Source organism: Nostoc sp. (assembly GCF_036919615.1).
Classification (GTDB): Bacteria; Cyanobacteriota; Cyanobacteriia; order Cyanobacteriales; family Nostocaceae; genus Nostoc.
The window spans coordinates 135,907-158,662 of the sequence record NZ_JBALCN010000088.1; the positions used below are offsets into that span (position 1 = coordinate 135,907).

Consider the following 22,756-nt stretch of genomic DNA (forward strand, 5'->3'; position numbering starts at 1 on the left):
TATTTTGGAGCCGGTATTGTCAAAATGCCTAAAAATATCAGGTAAAACACAGATTTAACAAGGGAGAAGGTTCGGTAAATAGGGATTAAATTTAATTTACGCTTTCAATCATGATCAGGTAGTGCATTCTTTTCAACACGCTGCCAAACTCGATCTGCATTTGGCGATCGCAGCTGAATTGGAAACAGCTAGGAAAAGTGATAATAAGTAACTTGACATAGCCAAAATGTAAAAGAATTCTAAATCATCGTTGGTACAGCGTCCTTGATTCAGAGAAGTTCAGCCCTTGGCATTGGCGGAAACCGCCCTTGCCTACAAGGCGCTACTATGGTACAAACACAAGTCTAAAAAAGCTCGATTGACCATTGTTCTCTGGTTCCCATACAGAGCCTGTAAACGAGGAAAGCCTCATCAAGCAAGGTTTTTAGAATTTGTATGTACACCGTAGTTCTCCCTTTGCTAGAGGCTAGTACCGCAAGGCGGAAGTCACTCATTCACTCATTGAAAAATATTATGGAATGGGCTTTTTAGGGATTTTAAATGGTTGCTCTATTTACGCCGTGGCGTACTAGTGCCAAGGGAGAAGACTCGCTCCCACAGTTGCTCAAGAGCGGGTTTTCCAAAGAAGTACAAGTCGGCACAGCTTTTATTTGTTGCCTGACTTTGACTTTCATATTAAAATTTTGGAGTAATGCTTCATGGTTAATGCAGTCAAACGTTCAATTCGGATATTAAAGATGCGCCCCTGTATGCCTGATTTCCTATATCACCCTACAGAATTTATCTTCTTGCATTTCCAACCCTTCTTTGCGGTGGGCTGTACTTAGGGTAGGTGGAGGCGGACGATCTCGCTTAGGTGCGATCGCATCACTGGTAAACTATCTGTTAACTATCTACTGGATGCAGAGAGTTGGCTCCTATGTCATCCTAAGATTAGGAGAGTTAATTCAGCGATGTCTTTGATTTTAGTATTGAAAGGCTTTTTCCTTTTAGTATTTACAGGCTTCTCAGAGAAATTAAAATCTCTACACAGTGATGATTTTGGAGAGAATCGATGTCAATTTATGTAGGTAACCTCTCTTATGACGTTACACAAGAGGATTTAAGCGGTATTTTTGCAGAATACGGTACTGTAAAGCGAGTTCAAGTACCTACTGACCGTGAAACAGGTCGTCCGCGAGGCTTTGCTTTTGTGGAAATGGGAACTGAAGCTGAAGAAACAGCTGCCATTGAAGCTCTCGATGGTGCTGAGTGGATGGGTCGTGATCTGAAAGTGAATAAGGCTAAACCCAAGGAAGATAGAGGTGATCGAGGTTCGTTTGGTGGTAACCGAGGAGGATACGGCGGTGGCGGCGGCGGACGCTCCCGCTATTAACCTTGGAAACAAAAAAATTTACCCAGAGTCTTAAGGTCAGACAAGGAGTCTGTCTTTTTTTTGCAATGTTACTGCCTGCATAGCTATTGATGAAGTCAACTTAGTAGGAGAAATAATGACCCAAGTAATTGTAGGTGACAATGAACACATTGAGTCAGCCTTACGACGATTTAAGCGAGAAGTTTCCAAGGCTGGAATTTTTCCAGACATGAGAAAGCATCGTCATTTTGAAACGCCCCTAGAAAAACGCAAGCGCAAAGAAGTTGCCAAGCACAGGCAGAGTAAGAGAAGTTTTCGTAATTAAGGACTGACATAGATATAAACGAATGCCCTCATAGATTTTATGAGGGTTTTCTTTATGGAAATCAGCACGAGTAATCAAAAAGTCAGAATGGTATTTTCTCAATCAACGCTAAAATCAAGTCAGCCTTTGTATTGTAGCGGTTGTGTCCCACATCACTCAGAGTGCGGTTCACTGCATAAATCCTGATTGTCAACGTCCTTATCCTCAGCCTTGGGGAAACAAATTTTGCAACAGCTGTGGCGCACCGCTAGAGTTGTTAGACCGCTATGTTCCACTTTACCCGTTGGGATCGGGAGGATTTGCTCAAATTTACACGGTTTGGGATGAAAAAACTCAAACAGAGAAAGTGTTGAAGGTGTTGGTAGAAGATTCACCAAAGGCATTGGAATTATTTACTCAAGAGGCGGCGGTTTTATCTAGCTTGCAGCATCCGGGTGTCCCCACAGTTGATGCCGATGGGTATTTTCACGTAAAACTGTTCAATCCCAAACCGCACCAACTGCCTTGTCTGGTAATGGAAAAAATCAATGGGCGGACTTTAGAGGAGATATTAAAAAAGTTTCCCCAAGGGTGTCCAGAGGATTTGGTTTTAAACTGGTTTGCCCAAGCTGTACAGATTTTACAGGAATTACACAAACGCCAGATTATTCACCGGGATATTAAACCTTCTAATTTAATGTTGGGCACCTCTTTGCCAACTGTAACCCCGCCTCAAGGGGAAACAGAGGGCGATCGCGTTGTACTAATTGATTTTGGAGGGGCAAAACAATTTAGCGCCTCTAAGCTGCGTTCTCAGTCTAGTTCCACCCGATTATTTTCTTCTGGCTATAGTCCACCGGAACAAGTGACTGGAGGTATTGTCGGGCCAAGTGCCGATTTTTATGCCCTTGGTCGAACAATAATTGAACTATTAACAGGCAAATACCCGCGAGAGTTGGAAGATCAGCAAACTGGGAAATTGCATTGGCGAACTGCGGTAAATGTCAACCCGCAACTAGCTTCTTTGCTGGATGAAATGGTGCAGGAGGATGTGCGATCGCGTCCCGCAAATGCAACTATGATTCAAAAACGGTTGGCGAAGATTTCTCAACCATTACCATTGCCAGGATTATTTGCCCAACAGCGAGACAACGTTAAGCAAGCCTCAAGGCAAGCGTTCCACAAATTTACACTGCTAACACAAGCTGTTGAACAGGCTTTAGCTAACTTTAGCCAAGCTGTAACTAAAACCGTTATTTTCATTGCTAAGGCGATCATCAAAATTTTCCAAGCTTGTTTGGCGACGATTTGGGCGATGATCCTGAGTAGTATCGGTGCTTGTTTTGGTACGATCGCTGGTTTTATTTTGGCCTATCACACAAGCTTGGGTCGTCAGGTTGTGGAATTGATTTTGAGTCAGCTAAACGAATTAGTGCCAAATACTCAACCCATCTTTGGGGCAGATATTTTGGTGTTCGTGGCAGCAGGCTGGGGAACCGCTTGGGGATTGACAGTATCCGGGTGTTTTCGTCAACGGCGGCGCTTTTTAGTGGCGTCTCTGATGGGCATGATTAGCTATGGCTTCGGCTGGATGATTTTGCAATTAATCACACCAAAAGACAGCGGCGAGGGCTTAATGGCAGTGATTTTAGTGGCAGTTTGCCTACTCACCTTGAGTTTAGGTCTTCGCAGCCATCACATAGTGTATGCTGTGTTCGCTGCCTTTGGCAGTGCGATCGCCTATGCATTTTTGATTCTTTTGAAGTTAGCACCTCCGATCTTCCAATTTTCTAGTCAACCAGCCTGGTCAGAATTACAGTTACCTCTGATTTTTTTTGGTTCTGTGGGCTTTTTTACCAGCTTTTGGTTAGGAGTTAGTTACTACCTAATTGTCCCTGGATTGCGCCTTTTAGGGTGGCGGTGAAGAAGGCAGGGAGCAAAGAGCAGGGGGCAGAGGGGCAGGCGAGGATGAGGGAGATGAGCGAAATGAGAAAGAAATAATCAATGCCCAATACTGCGACTTACCTCGACTTCTCTACGAGATGCTGCGCGTAGCTTGCTTCCCCGGAGGGGTACGCTCGGTACAAGTCGCTCAGTACAAGTGCCCCATGCCCAATACCTAAAAACAAGATCCCCCTAGTCGTGTTTTTCATCGAGCTAGGGGGATCACATAAGTGGTAGTCTATAAAAGGTTCGGTATACTTGCTTACGATTCGATTCTATAATCTATCTTTCAGTTTGAGTGGTCTTAGCATTAGAATTTATACTATTTTCACAGCTTCTTAATCAATGCTTCATCCGTCTTGTTCTTTAGGGAAGCATATTATTAAGTATGACAGCACGCAATGTGCGTAAATTGTCATTTTTGTAAATATCTGTAAAATATGAAACTTAAGATTGTTGCTACCGTCGCCCTGTTAGCTTGTTTTGGGTTTGCAGAGCAAGTCCTTGCATCAAATCAGCTAGACTTGGATCAGTTGAAGGCAACAAGTGCCTGTCCCCGGTGTAATTTGAGTGGTGCTGACCTAACTCAACTCAATTTAACTGGAGCAAATTTGCGAGGGGCTGACTTGAGCAGTGCTACATTATCTCAAGCTGATCTTACGAATGCCGATCTCACTGGTGCAAATTTAGAAGGTGCGATTCTGAATTCAGCGAATCTCAGTGGTGCTTCCTTAACAGGAGCAAATTTGAAATCAGCATCTCTGGAAAATGCCGATCTGTCTTATGCCGGTTTCATCAGCGCCAATTTGGAAGCAACAAACTTAAAAAATGCCAAATTGCAATTTACCAATTTTCGGGGAGCTAACTTCCGACTAACAACTCTGGCCAATGGTGTCGTCACCTCCGACAAACCCTATGGCTGGTCGTTAGAGCGTCAAAATCCCAGAGAATGTAACGAGTTCAAACCCGAAAATACTCGAGGCACAACCTGTTATTCAAAATAACCAGTTTTGAATTGGGGCACTTGTACTGAGCTTGTCCTGAGCGTACCCCTCTGGGGAAGCAAGCTAGCAAGAGCGTCTGGTAGAGAAGTCGAGGTAAGCCGTAAAGCCTGCGGCATAGCTACGCTTAGGGTGCAGCTTCTCCAAAAGTTGTATTCGGCATTAGTTATTCTTCCTCTGCTCCCCTGCCTCTGGCTTGACCTATCCTTGTATGGCAAAGAGCATTTTGTTTGTTAACATTTCTTTATCATGGGAAAAAAGCCTATAGATTAATTAAATCGATGCTCACCCGTATTAAAGACTTAGCAGCAAAATTAGCGCCTCGCTTAATTGAAATTCGCCGCCACATTCACTCTCACCCAGAACTCAGCGGTCAGGAGTACCAAACAGCAGCCTTCGTAGCTGGTGTTTTGTCTTCCAGTGGTCTGCACGTACAAGAGGGAGTTGGCAAAACGGGCGTCATTGGAGAACTGCAAGGCACTAACCAAAATGACCGTTTATTGGCAATTCGCACAGATATGGATGCCTTGCCAATTCAAGAGGGCACCAATTTGGAATATGCTTCTCGCGCAGAAGGTGTTATGCACGCTTGTGGTCACGATGTCCACACCACCGTCGGGTTAGGAACAGCGATGGTGCTGTCTCAAGTGGGAGAGGAGTTGGGTGGTAAAGTGCGGTTTTTATTTCAGCCAGCCGAGGAAATTGCTCAAGGGGCAAACTGGATGATGAAAGATGGGGCGATGGAAAACGTCTCGGCTGTATTAGGGGTTCATGTTTTCCCTTCTATACCCGCAGGATCTATTGGCGTGCGTTACGGAGCATTGACAGCCGCCTCTGATAATTTAGAGATTCTGATTATGGGAGAATCTGGGCACGGGGCGCGTCCTCATGAGGCGATTGATGCAATTTGGATTGCTTGCCAAGTGATTACTGCACTGCAACAAGCCATCAGCCGAACACAAAATGCCTTGCGTCCTTTAGTATTGAGCATAGGGAAGATTAATGGTGGCAAAGCGCCGAATGTAATTGCGGATAAAGTGCAGTTATTAGGAACTGTGCGATCGCTCCATCCTGAAACTCGTGCCGATCTCCCGAACTGGATTGAAAACATTGTATCTAATATTTGCCATACTTACGGAGCAAAGTATGAAATCAACTATTGCCAGGGCGTACCCAGCGTCCAAAATGATTACACCCTGACGCAATTGTTGCAATCAGCCGCAGAAGAAGCTTGGAGTAGTGATCGCGTCCAAGTATTACCCGAACCCTCCCTTGGTTCTGAAGATTTTTCTATGTATTTGGAACACGCCCCCGGTTCGATGTTTCGCTTGGGTGTAGGCTACAAAGAAAGAATCATTAACCACCCATTACACCATCCCGAATTTGAAGTTGATGAATCTGCCATTGTTACCGGGGTTGTGACTATGGCCTATACGGCTTATAAATATTGTCAGCAGAATTCTTAAACAAAAACTCCCAGCAGTTCAGCGCTGGGAGTTTTTGTTTAATTAACCTTTTTTTGCGGATATAAAAAGCTCGAAAGCGTCCTACAGATTCGCTTCATTTACAACACCTAGCTTTTGTTGAATTCGGGTCTTAGCAGCTTTGAATTCAGTAGCCAGTTGCTTGCTTTGTTCAGTGCTCAAGTTGTTGCGGATGGCAGCAAACATTGTGCTTTCTTCTTGACGAATATGATCGCCAACAACTTCCATAAGCTGTCTAACTTGATCTTTGAATTCAGATGAAGATGGGCTGATAGCCTTAATTTGATCTAACACCCGCTTCATCTGTGCTTGTTCGTCATACAATTCTTGGGTGTTATCTTGGCCGTAGAAAGGACGTACTTTTGGATATACGACTTCCTCTTCAGCTTCGGCGTGAGCAGTTAGATCCTTATAAATTTGACCAAAGTACTCTTGGATCTTCTGTGGATTGTCGCTTTGCAGGAGTTCGGTAAATAGAGTATTTACCTTGCCATGATCGAGGCGGATAACATCTTGGATATTTATATCCTTTTTGTCGCTGCTTTGGGTAACAGCACTACCTACCACACCACTTACTGCGGCCAAAGCGTCTTGAACACGGGCCCAAATTCCTTGATCTGCATCTTGTCCAGTGAGTTCGCGGACACCGAGAATTTCTAAAATACCTTTGAGTTGTTCTTGGTGAGCGCGGTTCTCAAAATTAACGGTATTCAAAGGTGCGATCGCTAGTAAAACATCAGCACCAACTTTTTGAGCAGCCTTGTGAATTATCAAGCCAGTAGTTACTAGTTGATGTTTCAGCAATTCATGCTGAGATACTTTGTCATACAGGCTTAACTCAGAACTTTTGAACAATTCTCTCGATTTTTCAATGAATTCTCTCACAATATTTCTTGGTTCAGCCTGAATGCCATACTGACCAATTATGGTTTCCAAAACGCCAAGATTTTTTTCATCATCATTGATAAAATTTCGGATGCGATCAGCAATTTCGGCATCGAGTCCTTCTTTCAAAAAGAGTTGCTCTTTTTCGATGACCAATTGTTGGAGTGCTTTCAGGTCTGCCAATTTCAGAGCAATAGCATTGCGTTTCGTATCATCTAAAGTAGCTACCATCCGTGTTCTCCTTGGCAGTGTTCATAATTCTTAACTGATATAACTTTGACATAGAGGTTAGGGATATTCCCTCTTTCTTTTGAGCGATCGCTCTCATAACTATGGGTAGAAAAACAATACTTTTAGTTACAAATTATGTGATTATACTTTTAGATAGATAACATTTAAATCTGGATTATATCCCCAGGCGGATAACATTTTAATGCTAGTTTTATAGAACCGTATATTTTAAGTAGGTAGGTATAATTAAGCATAAAATAAAATCATAGTTCGTACTGAGTGATTCATCACTTAAAACAACAATTATCAGGACTAAAGTTTTTACTACAAACTTTAATTTATTTACATTTAGCTACTAAAATCAAAAAAATCAAATATTATTAATAATCTAAGATTTCCTGAAGAACCTTCTTTAAATTTACCTCAGTAGGGCGTTTTTAAAATTGTTCATGGCTATAAATCCACACAAGCTTGATTACACAATCAGTTGTATTGACTAAATACATTAATCTAAGTTGTCCCGAAGCGCCTTTGGATACCTTAAACTCTAGCTCGTGAAATGACCATCCTTCAGCTAATTCAATCTTTATAGGTAAAGGTTCGTTACGAGAATTGATGGGATATTGATCCTCAATTAAATCTTCCAAAACTTCTGTGACACACTCAACCAAATCTGACCTGTAAGCTTTTGCGAGTTTTTTGAAATGACGGTTGAAATTATCGAATTTTTAAATCGAGAAGGGAGTTGAGCCAGTCACGCACTTCTCCTTTCCGAATACGAGTTGATGATTCCGAAGTACAATCGTCCTTTAAAATTTCCTGCATTACAAATTGATAGGCAGGATGGTCACGCTCTATTTGGTCTAGTTTCTGATGTCCTAATGCTTTCAAGTCTTCAAGAAGAATTGGCTTAGTTGAGCTAGCTTCAGGTAGCAAACCTTTACGCGCTTTTTTCCAAGGAAACTCCAAGTGGGTTATACCACTAAGTTGATAAGCATGGTAGCCACCAAAATATTCCCATACTTCTTCTAGAAGCTGTCTCTTATCCTCAGGCATCTCTAACAGTAATTCTTAACTAGGAATAGGTAATTGTTTAGCTTCAAATTCACTGTAAAATCTGTAAGCCGGAGGACAAACAGGGCCATAGCGCCATGCTTGTATTTCTTCTTCAAACAATCGCCCATCATACATCGCCAAATGTAAGCTTTGCGCGTAATACAGAAGCTTTTGAACCTTCATATTGGTTATTTCTGCTTCTATACTGTCTTCGTAAGCTCTGATGATGAAGTAGCGAGCCACATTTAGACAATCAATCATAATCAGACTCGCAAATTAAGACTGGTTAACCATCTTAGCTATTTTTAACAGTAACTTACACTTACTATTTTAGTTGAAATTTCTTAAATTAGTACATTTTTACTATTAAAAATCAATCTGCTAGTCCACTACATCAACCTTTACGGTTAATTCTCCCGCTGTTTCCCCTACTTGTCTTCATCCTTTATTTCTAGTTTGGTCGAGACAGCACAAAAAGGGGATGAAATTTAATCATTCGCAGGTTGGGTAGAACGTAAACAGCCAAAGGATACCTTCCCGTTCGCGTAGCGTCTCCGACAGGAGAAGGGTAGTGAAACCCAACATCAAGTTTCAATATTTCCGAACCGCTTTTACGGTGACGTGTACTCAGGCGATCGCAACGCAGCCTTGACAAACCTCACCGCAATTGTGACGATTACGCTAGAATTGTTAAAGGTTCTTCACAGAGTTTTGCTAATCATACCTAATTCTGTTAAAAAATCCTAGCATTCAAATGTAAATCTCAAAACCCCCTCTAAAGTTCACCAAAAGTTTCTATGACGCTCCCAATTCGCAACGTCGCCATTATCGCCCACGTTGACCACGGTAAAACTACCCTGGTTGACGCACTCCTCAAACAATCCGGCATTTTCCGCGAAGGCGAAGACGTTCCGGATTGCGTTATGGACTCCAACGCCCTAGAACGGGAACGGGGTATTACTATCCTCTCCAAAAATACGGCGGTTCGCTACAAAGAAACACTAATTAATATTGTTGATACTCCTGGACACGCTGACTTTGGTGGCGAAGTTGAACGGGTACTCGGCATGGTTGACGGATGTCTTCTAATTGTCGATGCCAACGAAGGCCCGATGCCCCAAACACGCTTTGTCCTGAAAAAAGCTTTAGAAAAGGGTCTGCGCCCCATCGTTGTGATCAACAAAATCGACCGTGGTCAAGCTGACCCCCACGTTGCTGTCGATAAAGTATTGGATCTGTTCTTGGAATTAGGGGCAGATGAAGACCAGTGTGATTTTACCTATCTGTTTGCCTCCGGTATGGCAGGTTTTGCCAAAGAAAGCTTGGAAGCAGAATCGGTAGATATGCAACCTCTTTTTAACGCGATTCTGCAACACGTTCCCTCACCAGTGGGCGACAGCACTAAGCCTCTGCAATTGCAAGTCACAACCCTAGATTATTCTGAATATTTGGGACGGATTGTTATTGGCAGAATTCACAACGGTACTATCCGCTCAGGACAACAAGCAGCTTTAGTAACAGAAGATGGTACCATTGTCAAAGGTAAAATTAGCAAACTAATGGGCTTTGAAGGGCTGAAGCGCGTAGACCTGGAAGAAGCAACCGCAGGTTATATTGTCGCGGTGGCTGGTTTCGCTGATGCTTATATTGGGGAAACGATTACAGACCCCAATGAACCGCAAGCTTTACCACTAATTAAAGTGGATGAACCAACCTTGCAAATGACCTTCTGTGTGAATGATTCGCCCTTTGCTGGTCAAGAAGGCAAGTTGGTGACATCAAGACAAGTGCGCGATCGCCTATTCCGCGAGCTTGAAACCAACGTTGCTTTGCGTGTTGAAGAAACCGATTCTCCCGATAAATTCCTCGTTTCCGGTCGTGGAGAACTCCACTTGGGTATCTTAATTGAAACTATGCGCCGGGAAGGCTTCGAGTTTCAGGTATCTCAGCCACAGGTAATTTACCGCGAAGTTAACGGACAACCTTGCGAACCTTATGAACTCTTGGTGTTAGACATTCCTGTTGATGGTGTGGGTAGCTGTATTGAACGCCTGGGACAACGCAAAGGCGAAATGCAAGATATGCAACCAGGTAATGGCGATCGCACCCAACTAGAGTTTGTCATTCCCGCCCGTGGATTGATTGGTTTCCGGGGTGAATTCATGCGGATGACTCGCGGTGAAGGCATCATGAACCACAGCTTTTTAGACTACCGTCAATTGAGTGGTGATATTGAAGCCCGGAACAAAGGCGTTTTAATCTCATTTGAAGAGGGTGTTTCTACCTTCTACGCCATGAGAAACGCCGAAGATAGAGGAGCATTCTTTATTACTCCTGGCACAAGGGTTTACAGAGGCATGATTGTGGGAGAACACAATCGTCCCCAAGATTTGGAACTGAATATCTGTAAGACCAAGCAGTTAACCAATCACCGTGCTGCTGGTAGCGATGAATTAGTGCAACTGCAAGCACCGATAGACATGAGCCTAGAGCGTGCTTTGGAATATATTGGCTCCGATGAATTGGTGGAAGTTACACCCCAATCGATTCGTCTGCGGAAGATGTCGAAGAAGTTGGCGAAACGGTAAGTAAAGCAATAACTCGACTTTAATTGATTTAAAAAGCCCGTATGAGCGGGCTTTTTTATTTTGTTATTTGGAAGGATATTGCTTACATCTGTGATCGTTGTAAGAAAAGTATCTCTCAGCTATACTAGCAATTCAAGTATTTAGAGAAACATTAGGAAGAGCAAACTGTGCCAAACTGCCGATATTGCGATAATCCAATTGATGAGGCATATAACTTTTGCGTTAGCTGTGAACGGCAAGTAAAGTGTATAAATTGTAACGGTTATTTGCTTAGAGGTAAAAGCAAGTGCCTCAAGTGCGGCACTTTAATTGACGATTTTCAGCCTAATCCTACTCCTATGAATAATTTTTCTCTAGAAGAGGAACAGTCAGACAACAATTACTCAAGGAAGCTAAATCTGTCTTTCACTGACACTGCAATTGATAAAGTTGCATCTGTTTTAGGTGGTTATGTTCCTTTAACTCCTGTTAAGGTTCCGAAGCGTACCTCATTTCCTGAACAGCAACCAATATTACCTCCTTTTCAGGTAGTGGAAGAAGAAATTGCTCATAACCAAGACGAATATAGCCAAGAAAAGACGATTGATAATATTGTTCAAAGTTTCTCAGAAGCCAACTCCCCTTTAAGCTACTTTGATAAAGATGCACAAGGTTTTCTAGTTTCAAAGACTCCTGATTACAAAGGTAAAAATAAAAAGCTTCAACAACAGAGATTTAGCCTATTTTATGTTTGGGCTTATAACCTACTCTTTCACGAAACAGTTCCAAAAGAGCATCTAAATCAAGCTGCCAAAGTCAATGGTATTTACGATAAAAACTATGGAAATTACCTGAATGATCTTGCAAACCGCTCTTTCGTAAAGTCAGATGGAACTTTTAAACTGAATCCTGGTGGACAGGCTGAAGTCAATAAATTAATTGCAGAAATGCAAGACTCAGATTTAAAAGGTATTGAGTATTGGAATTCAACTCGAAAAAATTCAAGTAAAGGTTCTCGTAAGACAAAAGATGACAGTCAAAGAATTGCTCAGTGGATTGAAATGCAATCAAGGTTTGATGGCTTTAATATTAAAACGTTAAGCACTGCTGTTAATTATGCTCTTCTTGCTTTATATGATATTACCAAAGAATTGAAGACTGAGGATTCGGTGAAACCAGGATTGGCATACGAATACCTGGTTAAGAAATATAAAACGGTTTCGGTCAATCAAAGCAATTTTACAAAAGCTTTGGCTAACATGAAAGATTATAGTAAATATTTCAGCCGAACCTCTGAAGGTTTATATTATCTTACACCTGATGCTGAAAGCGTTGTAGAAGCGTGGCTTAGTCAGAGCAGTGTTCACAATCAACAGGAAACATGAGTGTTCAAAGATCCCAAATTGAATCAGCTTTATCTACAAATTTACCAAAAGATGTAATTATTGCCTTGCTTGATGAATATCAAAATATCAAGCAACAGTTTTTTCTAGGAAAATTTCAGCCTGCCGAATTAAATGCTGCACGTTTTAGTGAGTGTATTCTACGTTTAATTGAGTTTTTAGACATAGGTAACTATACAGCATTTGGAAAGCAGTTAGATACTAAAAAGATAATAACCCGTATTACTAACAACACAAGCTTACCTGAAGGTATTCGCTTTTTTATTCCTCAGCTTACAAGGGTGCTTCTTGATATTAGAAATAAGAGAAATGTAGCTCATGTTGGTGGTGAAGTTAATTCCAACTACTCTGATTCTTTATTTGTATCCCATTCCGCAGACTGGATTTTAATTGAACTAATACGCAACTATCATATCAACAGCATTGATGAAGCAAGAAAAATTGTTGAAAGTATCAATGAGACTAAATTACCTGTAATAGTAGAAGTTGGCAGCTTTATAAGAGTACAAAATACAAAGCTTAAAACTGAGCAAAAAACTTTACTAATTTTATATTACAAACAGCCAAATAAAGTCAGTGATTTAGATTTACTTAAGTGGATTCGATATACAAATACCAGCAGATACCGAACGGAAATCCTCAAAGCATTAGATGACCAAGCTCTCATCCATTATGAAAAGGGTTTTTGTATACTTCTCCCTAAAGGCATTGCTTATGTTGAAAAGAACATTAGTCCAGAACTTATTGTGTAAATATATTACAGTCTGCTGCGGCTATTAGTGAATACTCCGTTAATATGATTTCACTGTAATAATGATACAAATACGTTGGTAAGGGCATGGCATTGCCATGCCCCTACAAGAAATCTATCTGTATCAGGGTTTTCGTGAATTGGTATAAGAGGTTATCGGTGCGAAGCGATCGCCAATTAGCAGTAGAGATTTACAGTGCGATCGCCTCTTGGTGCTGCTTTCATTTCACACAAACTCGACACGTCCCACTATCTCTTCAAGTGTCATCACCTCATAAATCAAAACCAAGGTTTGAATGATTTCACCAATTGAACGAGTTCCTTTCTTGCAATAAGTAATACCAGGATGATCAAGCCTAGAACTTGCAATAATCAAAAAATCTGCATCTTGGGTGAACAGTACTCGCTGTGTTTCCTGAATAAACCTTAACTGGATTTCATCGCTTTGAGTACGTAATTCCACATCATTGGTTGTTGTGACATCAATTCCATAACGGCGCAAACCAAGAGTGATTACAGGATCGACATTTTCATCCAGATGAAAGCTAATTCGTTCACTCATTCCTCAACTGTCTGAGTTTCTCTTGCAAACGCGAGGGATTATTTCGCTTTAGCACCTCAACCAATTCATCCTCTTCTGCTGTACGGCAATCAATCTCGTCTCGGTGATCAAAGTAATAAGCCATTGCTGCATAAACAGATGCCAGTGACAAATCATACTTACCAGCAATCTCTACCAAGGAATATCCTAGCTTTAAATGCATCATCGCCACATCCTCTACAGCAATGCGGGTATCAGCAATCCGGGGCTTCCCACTCCGCACATCAGAAGAGATTTCAATATGCTCCCGACTGATTAACTGCATCAATGAATCTTCCACCTCCATTCCATATCTTAATAATACATAGCAGTCCTGGCTCTTACAGAGTTAAAGATGGAACCAGATCAAAATGCCCATTTGAGCAACCTGTGCGACGCCGATAGCGTTCGCGCAGCGTCTCGTAGAGAAGCGTTAGCGAGTCTTGTCTGCGACACGCTACGCGAACGAGCGTCATAGCCCGTCGTAGACATCGCCCATCAATTCCATCACTGCCCAACCCAAGAGCGATCGCCTATTGCCACATTCTCATAAAATGGGATGTCTACGATGGTCACTGACTTGTACTGAGCGTATCCAAAGTTTTATATTATACCCGTGCTCTTAAGCAAGCTAGCAAGAGCGTCTCGTAGAGAAGCGCGGGCTATTCAGCGTCGCAATTGAGCTAATCATGAAGGTGCGATCGCTTATTTTCAAAGCCAATGTCATCACTTCATAAATAAAAACCAAGGTTTCAATTTACACCAATAGTTAAATTATTCTATTGCAAACCCCTGATCCACTGTGAATTTCGGGTGGTGTTGAGTTAAAAAAGAAACATGAAAATCATCAAACCCATCACCAATTGGTTAGAAACTCGCGCTTGTACCCCTACATACGGTGGTTGGGTGCTAGCAGCAACCGCTATTTGTTTTTTTGGCGCAGGGATCAATACGATGGCTGGTTGGCTGTACGCCATTAGCGGCATCAGTTTTGCCCTTTTGGGTGTAGCAGCCATCTTACCACCGCGATCGCTCACAGGTCTATCTATCACCCGCCGTCCCATGCAACCTGTGTCAGCAGGTGACGATCTAACGGTGGAATTAGAAATCTGCAATCAGACACAGCAGCCTGTAAGCTTATTGCAAGTCGAGGATATATTACCCTTTGTCTTAGGGAAACCAATACAAAAGGCAATCGAAACAATTCCTAGCCAAGGTAGTTACCGTTGGGTATATTACCACCCTACCCAGCGCCGGGGCGTTTATCGCTGGCATACAGTCGAACTAGCTTCTGGTGCGCCTTTGGGATTGTTCTGGTGTCGCCGTCAGCGTGACTGTGCTGCAATGGCGATCGTCTATCCCGCAGTGTTACCCTTGGCTACCTGCCCCCTAGTAGACGAAATGGGACAAGAAGAGAGCAAAAGAGGCGATTCTCGTGGTAGACCCTTGCAGACAGCCACAACGGGGCTGGTGCGATCGCTCCGTCCCTACCGCATCGGAGATCCCACCCGTCTGATTCACTGGCGGACTAGCGCCCGCTATGGCGAATTAAGGGTGCGGGAGTTAGAAATGGTCACAGGTGGACAAGAAATAGTTATTGCCCTTGACAGCGCTAGCAATTGGGAAGAAGAAAACTTTGAACAAGCAGTAATTGCCGCAGCATCGCTGTACTTTTACGCACAGCAACAGCAATTACAGGTGCAACTATGGACAGCATCAACAAGTTTAATTAAAGGCGAGCGTTTTGTTTTAGAAACCTTAGCAGCAACCACAGCCCTAGAAGATGCCAGTTCAGTAGTTCCTAAAAGCTACCCTTTAATTTGGCTGACTCAAAACCCCCTGAGCCTTGCTACTCTTCCTCAAGGTAGTCGCTGGGTTTTGTGGTCAACTATTTCATTACCACCAGAACAAGAGATAATTAATTGGGAACACCCTGGTATAATTTTGCAAAGCGATCGCCCACTGCAACCCCAACTGCAAAAAACATTACATTCGTATTAATCAATACCTTAGTCAAAAAACCATACCAGAGAAGGGCTATATGAATAAAGCCTACCTCTACTTGGCGTCTTCCCTTAGACGCGTCATATCGTCGTTTATTGGTGAAAATAAATTAACCTGTTGACTTTTAAATTCTGCCTTCAGATGCAACTTGAATTCTAATTAGCTTAGAAGTTAAGCTTCTGTGATTTCCTAAATTTTGTCTGATCCCAGCACACCAGACATATCAGCCTTTGAGCAAAGGTAAAACAATTTGAGCAGGTAAGGTTGGGGAAACACACCCAGTAATCCCCACATGAGGCTGAGGTACAATGCAAAGAAATATTTAAATTATGAGTCGCCGATCCCCATGATCTCATCAGAAGCTAACACAAAATCCAGCGATAAAAGCCTAGAGGCAATGCGGCATTTTTCCGAACAATACGCCAAGCGGACTGGAACATACTTCTGTTCTGAACCTTCTGTTACCGCAGTTGTGATTGAGGGACTAGCCAAACATAAAGACGAACTAGGTGCGCCTTTATGTCCCTGTCGTCATTACGAAGATAAAGAGGCTGAAGTTCACGCCACATATTGGAACTGTCCCTGTGTGCCAATGAGAGAACGCAAAGAGTGCCATTGCATGTTGTTCCTCACCACTGACAACGAGTTTGCTGGAGAAAAACAAGAAATCTCTCTTGAAACAATTAAAGAAGTACGAGACAGTATGGGATGAGCGAAACCATACCCCAAGAGTTTTGGCAAGGCGTAGAACAGTTCAATTCTGGTCAGTTCTATGCCTGTCATGATACTTTAGAGGCTCTGTGGATTGAAGCCAGCGAACCAGAAAAAACCTTTTATCAAGGCATTCTCCAGATTGCTGTGGCACTGTATCATTTGGAGAATCGTAACTGGCGAGGTGCAGTAATTCTACTTGGAGAAGGTAGCAATCGCCTACGCCGTTACCCATCTACTTACGGCGGCGTTGACGTAGATGAGCTATTGAGTCAGAGCGCAGGGTTGTTGACGACATTACAACAAATAGGGCAAGACTTAATTACATCTGGCGACTTGGGTGAAAATCAAGTCTTATCTTTGCCTAAAATTGTGCTAACTACTGATTAGTAAAGTTTAAGCAAGTGAAGCCAGACAAGGAAGATTGAGGAGAAAAATTGCTTCCTTGTCTTTCTTTTGTTCCTTATCCCTCTGATCCCCTTTGTGCTTTTTCTCATTTAAAGATTACTGAATTGGTGTTCTATGACGGTTTGCAATCGAGTAGAGTGCAGATCCTCGTAGAGGCACAACAATATTCATTGGTGTCAACTGAACGTGAAAACTAGTAAGCGAGAATGCTTTGAGACATTACCTTGTTCCCGTTTTTGTACGATAAGTCTCTGACTGGGAACGAGGTTTTAAAGCGGTTTTGGCTAAAGTTGACACGCATGAACAATATTGTGTCCCTACCTGTGTACCTCATTCAAGTGAAAATCGCCATAATAACGGTTAGTAGGTGCTAAAAGTCACGGGAATAATCAGCAGAATACCTAATTTTTTGAATAACTGCATTTTGAGCTTGGATGTTTGAGCGTAGATTTCGGCATTCCAAGTTTTGAGCATGGAGTTCTGAGTTTTGAGTTTCGAGTTCTAAGCTAGTAGTTCGGAGTTCCAAATCGAGTTCCAATATATTCACCTGTAGTGCATTTCATAGCAATTACCTGAAACCTTAAGGTTAGAGGTAGCGTCACTATTTCAGCCAGTAATTATCGGAAATCACTCCAGATTGGATATTTCATCTCTGGATAAAGTACTTGAGATAATTAGAATACAAGCTGAAATCCTGAATCCCAAATTTCTATGATGCCCTGCTCTCAATTGCCAATATCACAGATGCGTCGCTTTGGATTAGCTTTAATGCTGCCAGTTGCACTCTTGGGCGCTTTTGTCTTCCCTACCCAACTGCAAACCGCTACTGCACAAACATCTGGAGGAAATCGTCCCCTCACTATCCGCGCTGATGTGCAAGAATATGACGCTAAAAATCAAGTAATCACCGCTCGCGGTAACGTGCAAATGTTGTATCCTGCTCGCCAGATTCAGGCAACATCTGCCCAAGCACAGTACTTTAGTAAAGAACGCCGAATTGATTTCAGTGGCAACGTCTATATTTTGCAACAGGGCGGTAACAGTATCCGGGCGGAGAAGGTAACCTATTTAATTGACCAAGGGCGATTTGTTGCCTTACCCCAATCTAACCGTCAGGTAGAGTCCATCTACATGGTGCAGGAATCAGATAATGATGGACAAACTGCGAAACCTGCCCCACAGACACCAGCATTTAAGCGTTCTAATTAGTATCTACCATCAAGAAAGGGCGCGAACAATGAAAATTGTTTTAGAGAATATTCACAAATCTTACGGCAAGCGAGTAATTGTCAATCGTGTCAATCTTTCTGTTGCTCAGGGCGAAGTTGTTGGTTTACTAGGCCCCAATGGGGCTGGTAAAACGACGACCTTTTACATTGCCACAGGTTTAGAAAAACCCAATCAAGGAAAAGTCTGGCTAGGTAATCTGGACGTTACGGGAATGCCAATGCACAAAAGGGCACGACTGGGTATTGGCTATCTAGCACAAGAACCCAGTGTTTTCCGCCAACTTTCGGTAGAGGATAATATTCTGTTAGTGCTAGAGCAAACTAATGTGCCACGATGGGAGTGGTCAAGGCGACTCAAAACTTTACTGCGGGAGTTTCGGTTGGAAAAATTAGCCAATAGCAAAGGAATTCTACTTTCTGGGGGTGAGCGACGGCGGACGGAATTAGCAAGGTCTTTAGCTGCTGGACAAGAAGGGCCAAAATTTTTACTTTTGGATGAACCGTTTGCGGGAGTTGATCCGATCGCAGTTTCAGAAATTCAGCAAATTGTCGCACAACTGCGCGATCGCGGTATGGGAATCTTAATTACAGATCATAATGTCCGTGAAACCCTCGCCATCACAGATCGTGCCTACATCATGCGTGAGGGACAAATCCTCGCTTTTGGTGCTGCTGACGAACTCTACAGCAACCCCCTCGTGCGGCAATATTATTTAGGAGATAATTTTCAAGTCTAAATTAACAATTATTTAGTTAATATTTTCAAAGGATATTTTTATTGTTTATTCTTAAGCATAAATTTCTTAATTAATTTCATTTTGCTTTCTCAGTTATTGAGAATTTAATTTTGCTCCTAAATATATACTTTAGCTTGACTAGGGTTGCCACTTTTTAACTTTTAAGAAGATGTTTATCAAATCTAATTATTACTCACCTGGGCGACTAGAAGTTGCGCCTATACAGACAAAACCTGCCTCCGCAGGTTAGTAAACCCTTGATTTTGTATTAGTCCACGTAGATGGACGAAAGCTTGTGTAGTAGCAAATTATATTCGGCTAATACTTTTAAAACATCCTTTAAAGTTGCTTATGATATCAAAGAAGCTCACGTCTTTCTACAGCCTCCATTCGCTGCTGCCTTTTACGATCATGGATCGCTATCTTGCCAGTGAATTGTTAGCGCCGTTTTTCTTTGGTGTCGGAGCTTTTTCATCACTTGGTGTCACCATTGATGCTGTATTTGATCTCATCAGAAAAATTGTAGAATCTGGGCTACCTATAGACATTGCGATTCAAGTTTTTTTGTTAAAATTTCCCAACTTTATCGTTTTAGCCTTCCCCATGTCTACGTTGCTGGCTACTTTGATGACCTACAGTCGTCTTTCTAGCGAGAGTGAACTAATTGCCCTGCGTGGTTGTGGGGTCAGCGTCTATCGTATGGTGCTAACTGCTGTGATGTTGAGTCTTGTGGTTACAGGAATGACATTTGTGTTTAACGAACAAATTGCACCAGCAGCAAATTACCAAGCGGCAATGACTCTGGATAAAGCCCTGAAATCAGACAAGCCAATTTTGAAACAGCAAAATATTTTCTATCCTGAATACCAAGATGCTGCCGAGCCAGATGGCTCTAAGAATCGGATTTTGACACGCTTGTTTTACGCCGACCAGTTTGATGGTAAGCGGATGAAAGGTTTGACGATTATAGACCGCTCAACAAAAGGTCTAAATCAAATTGTGGTATCAGAATCTGCCCAGTGGAATGCTTCTCAAAATGTCTGGGATTTTTACAACGGCACGATCTATTTTGTTGCTGCCGATCGCTCTTATCGCAACATTGTCAGATTTGAACACCAACAACTGCAACTACCGCGCACACCATTAAGTCTGGCAGAAAAAAGCCGGGACTATGGTGAGATGAATATTTCTGAAGCACTAGAGCAACTACAAGTGGAACTTCTCGGTGGCGATCGCCAAAAAATTCGTAAACTCGAAGTGCGGATTCAACAAAAAATCTCCTTACCTTTTGTATGCGTAGTTTTTGGCTTGGTAGGTGCAGCTATGGGAAGCATACCTCAGCGAACTGGAAGAGGCACCAGCTTTGGGATTAGTGTCGTAGTAATTTTTTCATACTACTTAATTTTCTTTATTAGTGGTGCGATCGCGCAAGCAGGTGTCCTCTCTCCCTTTATGGGGGCTTGGTTGCCCAACTTTCTTTTTTTGGGAATAGGTCTATTCTTATTGATCCGAGTTGCCAAACGGTAAATTGAGGAAGTGCTACCATCAACACACAAGTCATCCAATTTTACCCAAAACAAAAACCTCACCCCGTCCTAACTTTAATTCCTCTCTTTACCAAGGAGACGGACAGGTGAAAGCGTAGCAGAACCAGGGTGAGGTTTTCTTAAGCTATTCGATAAACTGTAAATTGCGTCCAGAAAGACTTGTGTGTACACCGTAACCGAGTCAGAGAGAGGTTTGGAGAAAGGTCAAATTCCAGCCATCGAACTCACGTTCAATTACGGATGATAATTTCGACATTCCGGTGCAGCTGGATTTTCCTTACAGTATTCTTCAAAAGAAACTTTGGCTGATACCATACCCTCAGCTTTCTGATAAGCTGCTTCTGCCTGGAGTTCTTCTACCTCATCCCAGGCAGATGCACAGGCTTTAGAATAAGCACCTTGTCCGGTGCAAATAGACCGAGCCTGCTCAATGGCTTTTTGAATTCTCTCCTCCAGCTGTAGCGCTTTTGGCACTTCCACAAAGTCGCTTTTGGTCAAAATGTCGGTAATTGAGATGATACCCAACAGCTTGCCTTGAATCACAGGTGCTCGATGAATACCAGTGTTAGCAAATAACCGCGCTACGTATTCCACACCCAAATCAGGATTGACCACAATGCAGGGCTTGCTCATAATTTCATAAACCCGTACTTGCTTTGGGTCTTTACCGTAGGCTGTTACCTTATAGACAATATCCGTTTCTGTGACAATGCCATAAGCATCATTGTCATAACGACGATCCACAACCAGTGCCCGCAAGGTTTTTTCCTTCATTACCCCCACAGCTTCAGCAACAGTTGCCGAACCGCGAATGGTAACTACATCTTTGGTCATGATATCTTCAGCTTTCATCATTGCTGTAGTCTCCTGGTTAATAGTACGGTGCAGCAGTGCGCCCTCAGAGGCGTATCGAAGCATTAGAGTGCACAGTTATGCTAACTAGAAAGTAAAAAAGTTGAACTTTTGTCCAGCTACAACAATAAATTAGACCAGTTGTCAACTCCTGATGTTATCCAATGTGACCGATACCCAAAAACTAACCATAAATTGCCATAACTTTCTAGAAAATCTTCTCAAAGGACTCCAGCCGCTAAAAAGTAAATTTTTGACCACTACATGTCTATTGGTAATGACTAATAACTAATGGAGAAGTTAGGATGAAATCACCATTCAAACTTAAATTGAGATATTTCTAGTTGAGGAAAGTAAAAGCATTGAACAGCAACGCCTTCAGCTTTCCTCAAGTTTTCCCGATTTCGAGTAAATTTCAATTACCAATCCCATGCCACATCGTCATTATCCTCCCGCCTACTTACGCTATCTCAAAGCCAGGTTATGGAATCTAGGGCGACCTGGTTTTTGGGTAACTGCAATTTTTTTATCTGTAGTAGGGCTAGTAACCTGGGAATACTGGTCAAACCCAGATATTTTTGTTTATAAGCAAAAAAACGAAGTCACTTCACAAAAGCCTGCTGATTCCTCCTTATCAGAAGAAAACAGAGCTATTGCAGCGGATATTGATAACTTGCCAGTTTTATTTAATGATTTTGAGCAAGGAACTGTCTCATTAACGGCAAATACCCCTAAGGAAAACACTAAAGGAAAAAAGAGCAAAGGCTCGTTAGAAGATGTAATTAACAAGCAAAAGTCTGCTAGTGATACCAAATTAAATCCTGGTTTAGGCGTTAATGGCGACACCTCCCCAGCCGTGAAAAATCCCTTTGTTGTACAAACAGAAAATTTATTGCGAACTGGAACGGTTAATAGTAATAACCCATTTCTTGGTCTCAACACCTTAAATGCGGCGTCTGAACCAACAGAGGGGGAACAAACATCCTCTAGCCTGGGTATTGGATTAACTAATCAAACCAACAAAAATCAAAATTCTCTCTCTCTCAGCTCTCTGCAAGGGGCGCTCAACCAATCGACAAACCAGAAATTGTCTAGCTTCAATGGTAATGCAACTCAGACAAATGCCTTGGGCCGAGTCTCTGACCCAGGAGCAACGCTAACGCCACCGAGCAACAGCTTACCCAGTCAGAATTCTCTACCAAGTACTGGATTAACTGCTGGGACAGGCTACACGTCAAGGGGTACAAACTTACCGCAAAATTCCGACAGTAATTTAAATAACGGTCAGGTATTGCCTAGTAATGGGTTAACTACTGGTACAGGTTATACATCAACGGGTACGACGCAAAATCCCTACAATAATTTAAATAGTGGTCAGGTAGTGCCGAATGTAGCACCAGTGACGCCCCCTGTCACTTCTGCCACGCCAAATAATATTGCACCTTACTCTAGCCATCAGAGCGTTGTCACCCCCACAAACCCTGTAGGATCTGGTAATTATGGCTTGCAGCAGCCGACGCAACTACCACAGTCTACTTATGGGAATTATGGGTTGCAGCAGCCGACGCAACCACCACAATCTAATTATGGGAATTATGTGTTGCAGCAACCAACACAGTCTAATTCCTTATATCTTCACCAGATTCGAGACAAGTATAGAAGTCCGGGTCAAAACTGATTTTAAGCACGTCACTTAACTGAATAAAAT

25 protein-coding genes are annotated in these 22,756 nt (G+C 42.4%); 15 read left to right on the plus strand and 10 right to left on the minus strand.

Annotated features, from left to right (window positions below):
* Window positions 1–1,054: 1,054 nt before the first annotated feature.
* The 5 genes from V7K48_RS24740 (at window position 1,055) to V7K48_RS24760 (ending at window position 6,069) form a co-directional block, all read left to right on the plus strand.
* Window positions 1,055–1,375, plus strand: a complete 321-nt coding sequence (locus V7K48_RS24740; protein ID WP_273762368.1) for an RNA recognition motif domain-containing protein — start codon at window positions 1,055–1,057, stop codon at window positions 1,373–1,375.
* Between the two features lie 115 nt (window positions 1,376–1,490).
* Window positions 1,491–1,679 carry a 30S ribosomal protein S21 gene (gene rpsU, locus V7K48_RS24745; RefSeq protein ID WP_012407716.1) on the plus strand — a complete coding sequence of 63 codons (189 nt, stop codon included), beginning with the start codon at window positions 1,491–1,493 and terminating at the stop codon, window positions 1,677–1,679.
* A 142-nt stretch (window positions 1,680–1,821) separates the two neighbouring features.
* Entirely contained in the window at window positions 1,822–3,582 is a 1,761-nt protein-coding gene (locus V7K48_RS24750) for a serine/threonine protein kinase (protein ID WP_335076292.1), read from the plus strand.
* A 460-nt stretch (window positions 3,583–4,042) separates the two neighbouring features.
* Window positions 4,043–4,606 (plus strand): pentapeptide repeat-containing protein, encoded by a 564-nt coding sequence (locus V7K48_RS24755; protein ID WP_335076294.1) that lies wholly within the window; start codon window positions 4,043–4,045, stop codon window positions 4,604–4,606.
* A gap of 278 nt (window positions 4,607–4,884) precedes the next feature.
* Entirely contained in the window at window positions 4,885–6,069 is a 1,185-nt protein-coding gene (locus tag V7K48_RS24760; RefSeq protein WP_335076296.1) for a M20 family metallopeptidase, read from the plus strand.
* A gap of 81 nt (window positions 6,070–6,150) precedes the next feature.
* On the opposite strand, the gene V7K48_RS24765 is transcribed toward V7K48_RS24760, so the two are convergent.
* The 5 genes from V7K48_RS24765 to V7K48_RS24785 form a co-directional block, all read right to left on the minus strand.
* Window positions 6,151–7,203 (minus strand): hemerythrin domain-containing protein, encoded by a 1,053-nt coding sequence (locus V7K48_RS24765; RefSeq protein ID WP_335076298.1) that lies wholly within the window; start codon window positions 7,201–7,203, stop codon window positions 6,151–6,153.
* Window positions 7,204–7,640: 437 nt separating this feature from the next.
* The gene (locus V7K48_RS24770; RefSeq protein WP_335076300.1) at window positions 7,641–7,874 is read right to left on the minus strand and encodes a hypothetical protein; all 234 of its coding nucleotides are present in this window, start codon (window positions 7,872–7,874) and stop codon (window positions 7,641–7,643) included.
* A 46-nt stretch (window positions 7,875–7,920) separates the two neighbouring features.
* Window positions 7,921–8,259, minus strand: coding sequence for a Panacea domain-containing protein (locus tag V7K48_RS24775; protein ID WP_335076302.1), 339 nt, complete (start codon window positions 8,257–8,259; stop codon window positions 7,921–7,923).
* A 15-nt stretch (window positions 8,260–8,274) separates the two neighbouring features.
* Entirely contained in the window at window positions 8,275–8,520 is a 246-nt protein-coding gene (locus V7K48_RS24780; RefSeq protein WP_335076304.1) for a Panacea domain-containing protein, read from the minus strand.
* 190 nt (window positions 8,521–8,710) lie between these two features.
* On the minus strand, window positions 8,711–8,914 hold the full coding sequence (locus V7K48_RS24785; protein ID WP_335076306.1) for a hypothetical protein: 204 nt from the start codon (window positions 8,912–8,914) through the stop codon (window positions 8,711–8,713).
* Window positions 8,915–9,056: 142 nt separating this feature from the next.
* On the opposite strand from V7K48_RS24785, the gene typA reads away from it, so the two are divergent.
* The 3 genes from typA to V7K48_RS24800 all read left to right on the plus strand — a co-directional run bounded on the left by typA (window position 9,057) and on the right by V7K48_RS24800 (window position 12,981).
* Window positions 9,057–10,847 (plus strand): translational GTPase TypA, encoded by a 1,791-nt coding sequence (typA, locus tag V7K48_RS24790; RefSeq protein ID WP_298909155.1) that lies wholly within the window; start codon window positions 9,057–9,059, stop codon window positions 10,845–10,847.
* A 338-nt stretch (window positions 10,848–11,185) separates the two neighbouring features.
* Window positions 11,186–12,211 (plus strand): hypothetical protein, encoded by a 1,026-nt coding sequence (locus V7K48_RS24795; RefSeq protein WP_335076309.1) that lies wholly within the window; start codon window positions 11,186–11,188, stop codon window positions 12,209–12,211.
* Entirely contained in the window at window positions 12,208–12,981 is a 774-nt protein-coding gene (locus V7K48_RS24800; protein WP_335076311.1) for a hypothetical protein, read from the plus strand. Before V7K48_RS24795 ends, V7K48_RS24800 begins: the two co-directional genes overlap by 4 nt.
* A 225-nt stretch (window positions 12,982–13,206) precedes the next feature.
* Here the strand turns inward: V7K48_RS24800 and V7K48_RS24805 are convergent, their stop codons facing one another.
* From V7K48_RS24805 to V7K48_RS24815, 3 genes are read right to left on the minus strand one after another with little or no spacing between them, the layout of a single operon-like run.
* A complete protein-coding gene (locus V7K48_RS24805) occupies window positions 13,207–13,542 on the minus strand; it encodes a DUF5615 family PIN-like protein (RefSeq protein ID WP_335076313.1) in 336 nt (111 codons plus the stop codon).
* The gene (locus tag V7K48_RS24810; RefSeq protein WP_335076315.1) at window positions 13,535–13,867 is read right to left on the minus strand and encodes a DUF433 domain-containing protein; all 333 of its coding nucleotides are present in this window, start codon (window positions 13,865–13,867) and stop codon (window positions 13,535–13,537) included. Before V7K48_RS24810 ends, V7K48_RS24805 begins: the two co-directional genes overlap by 8 nt.
* A 34-nt stretch (window positions 13,868–13,901) precedes the next feature.
* The gene (locus tag V7K48_RS24815; protein ID WP_335076318.1) at window positions 13,902–14,036 is read right to left on the minus strand and encodes a hypothetical protein; all 135 of its coding nucleotides are present in this window, start codon (window positions 14,034–14,036) and stop codon (window positions 13,902–13,904) included.
* 361 nt (window positions 14,037–14,397) lie between these two features.
* Between V7K48_RS24815 and V7K48_RS24820 the strand changes: the two genes are divergently transcribed.
* The 3 genes from V7K48_RS24820 (at window position 14,398) to V7K48_RS24830 (ending at window position 16,665) form a co-directional block, all read left to right on the plus strand.
* Window positions 14,398–15,561, plus strand: coding sequence for a DUF58 domain-containing protein (locus V7K48_RS24820; protein WP_335076320.1), 1,164 nt, complete (start codon window positions 14,398–14,400; stop codon window positions 15,559–15,561).
* A 349-nt stretch (window positions 15,562–15,910) separates the two neighbouring features.
* Window positions 15,911–16,276 carry a ferredoxin thioredoxin reductase catalytic beta subunit gene (locus V7K48_RS24825; protein ID WP_334691180.1) on the plus strand — a complete coding sequence of 122 codons (366 nt, stop codon included), beginning with the start codon at window positions 15,911–15,913 and terminating at the stop codon, window positions 16,274–16,276.
* Complete coding sequence (locus V7K48_RS24830; RefSeq protein ID WP_335076322.1) at window positions 16,273–16,665, plus strand: DUF309 domain-containing protein; 393 nt, start codon at window positions 16,273–16,275, stop codon at window positions 16,663–16,665. The genes V7K48_RS24825 and V7K48_RS24830 overlap by 4 nt, the downstream gene beginning before the upstream one ends.
* Window positions 16,666–17,053: 388 nt before the next feature.
* On the opposite strand, the gene V7K48_RS24835 is transcribed toward V7K48_RS24830, so the two are convergent.
* Window positions 17,054–17,230, minus strand: a complete 177-nt coding sequence (locus V7K48_RS24835) for a hypothetical protein (RefSeq protein ID WP_335076324.1) — start codon at window positions 17,228–17,230, stop codon at window positions 17,054–17,056.
* A gap of 164 nt (window positions 17,231–17,394) precedes the next feature.
* Between V7K48_RS24835 and V7K48_RS24840 the strand changes: the two genes are divergently transcribed.
* From V7K48_RS24840 to V7K48_RS24850, 3 genes are all read left to right on the plus strand, one after another.
* Window positions 17,395–17,892, plus strand: a complete 498-nt coding sequence (locus V7K48_RS24840) for an LptA/OstA family protein (RefSeq protein ID WP_335076326.1) — start codon at window positions 17,395–17,397, stop codon at window positions 17,890–17,892.
* A 28-nt stretch (window positions 17,893–17,920) separates the two neighbouring features.
* Entirely contained in the window at window positions 17,921–18,649 is a 729-nt protein-coding gene (lptB, locus tag V7K48_RS24845) for an LPS export ABC transporter ATP-binding protein (protein ID WP_335076328.1), read from the plus strand.
* A 411-nt stretch (window positions 18,650–19,060) separates the two neighbouring features.
* A complete protein-coding gene (locus V7K48_RS24850; protein ID WP_335076330.1) occupies window positions 19,061–20,176 on the plus strand; it encodes an LptF/LptG family permease in 1,116 nt (371 codons plus the stop codon).
* Between the two features lie 254 nt (window positions 20,177–20,430).
* Here the strand turns inward: V7K48_RS24850 and V7K48_RS24855 are convergent, their stop codons facing one another.
* Window positions 20,431–21,051 carry a CP12 domain-containing protein gene (locus tag V7K48_RS24855; protein WP_335076420.1) on the minus strand — a complete coding sequence of 207 codons (621 nt, stop codon included), beginning with the start codon at window positions 21,049–21,051 and terminating at the stop codon, window positions 20,431–20,433.
* A gap of 427 nt (window positions 21,052–21,478) precedes the next feature.
* On the opposite strand from V7K48_RS24855, the gene V7K48_RS24860 reads away from it, so the two are divergent.
* Window positions 21,479–22,726 (plus strand): hypothetical protein, encoded by a 1,248-nt coding sequence (locus V7K48_RS24860; RefSeq protein ID WP_335076332.1) that lies wholly within the window; start codon window positions 21,479–21,481, stop codon window positions 22,724–22,726.
* Window positions 22,727–22,756 lie beyond the last annotated feature (30 nt).

Bases quoted from the DNA above. Each gene is read 5' to 3' on its own strand.
- V7K48_RS24740 (WP_273762368.1), top strand. From the start codon at position 1,055: ATGTCAATTTATGTAGGTAACCTCTCTTATGACGTTACACAAGAGGAT.
- V7K48_RS24850 (WP_335076330.1), top strand. From the start codon at position 19,061: ATGGATCGCTATCTTGCCAGTGAATTGTTAGCGCCGTTTTTCTTTGGT.
- V7K48_RS24855 (WP_335076420.1), bottom strand. From the start codon at position 21,051: ATGATGAAAGCTGAAGATATCATGACCAAAGATGTAGTTACCATTCGC.
- lptB (WP_335076328.1), top strand. From the start codon at position 17,921: ATGAAAATTGTTTTAGAGAATATTCACAAATCTTACGGCAAGCGAGTA.
- V7K48_RS24775 (WP_335076302.1), bottom strand. From the start codon at position 8,259: ATGCCTGAGGATAAGAGACAGCTTCTAGAAGAAGTATGGGAATATTTT.
- V7K48_RS24760 (WP_335076296.1), top strand. From the start codon at position 4,885: ATGCTCACCCGTATTAAAGACTTAGCAGCAAAATTAGCGCCTCGCTTA.
- V7K48_RS24820 (WP_335076320.1), top strand. From the start codon at position 14,398: ATGAAAATCATCAAACCCATCACCAATTGGTTAGAAACTCGCGCTTGT.
- V7K48_RS24795 (WP_335076309.1), top strand. From the start codon at position 11,186: ATGAATAATTTTTCTCTAGAAGAGGAACAGTCAGACAACAATTACTCA.
- V7K48_RS24830 (WP_335076322.1), top strand. From the start codon at position 16,273: ATGAGCGAAACCATACCCCAAGAGTTTTGGCAAGGCGTAGAACAGTTC.
- V7K48_RS24765 (WP_335076298.1), bottom strand. From the start codon at position 7,203: ATGGTAGCTACTTTAGATGATACGAAACGCAATGCTATTGCTCTGAAA.
- V7K48_RS24815 (WP_335076318.1), bottom strand. From the start codon at position 14,036: ATGACGCTCGTTCGCGTAGCGTGTCGCAGACAAGACTCGCTAACGCTT.
- rpsU (WP_012407716.1), top strand. From the start codon at position 1,491: ATGACCCAAGTAATTGTAGGTGACAATGAACACATTGAGTCAGCCTTA.
- V7K48_RS24810 (WP_335076315.1), bottom strand. From the start codon at position 13,867: ATGGAGGTGGAAGATTCATTGATGCAGTTAATCAGTCGGGAGCATATT.
- V7K48_RS24780 (WP_335076304.1), bottom strand. From the start codon at position 8,520: ATGATTGATTGTCTAAATGTGGCTCGCTACTTCATCATCAGAGCTTAC.
- V7K48_RS24755 (WP_335076294.1), top strand. From the start codon at position 4,043: ATGAAACTTAAGATTGTTGCTACCGTCGCCCTGTTAGCTTGTTTTGGG.
- V7K48_RS24800 (WP_335076311.1), top strand. From the start codon at position 12,208: ATGAGTGTTCAAAGATCCCAAATTGAATCAGCTTTATCTACAAATTTA.
- V7K48_RS24860 (WP_335076332.1), top strand. From the start codon at position 21,479: ATGCCACATCGTCATTATCCTCCCGCCTACTTACGCTATCTCAAAGCC.
- V7K48_RS24840 (WP_335076326.1), top strand. From the start codon at position 17,395: ATGATGCCCTGCTCTCAATTGCCAATATCACAGATGCGTCGCTTTGGA.
- V7K48_RS24805 (WP_335076313.1), bottom strand. From the start codon at position 13,542: ATGAGTGAACGAATTAGCTTTCATCTGGATGAAAATGTCGATCCTGTA.
- V7K48_RS24825 (WP_334691180.1), top strand. From the start codon at position 15,911: ATGATCTCATCAGAAGCTAACACAAAATCCAGCGATAAAAGCCTAGAG.
- typA (WP_298909155.1), top strand. From the start codon at position 9,057: ATGACGCTCCCAATTCGCAACGTCGCCATTATCGCCCACGTTGACCAC.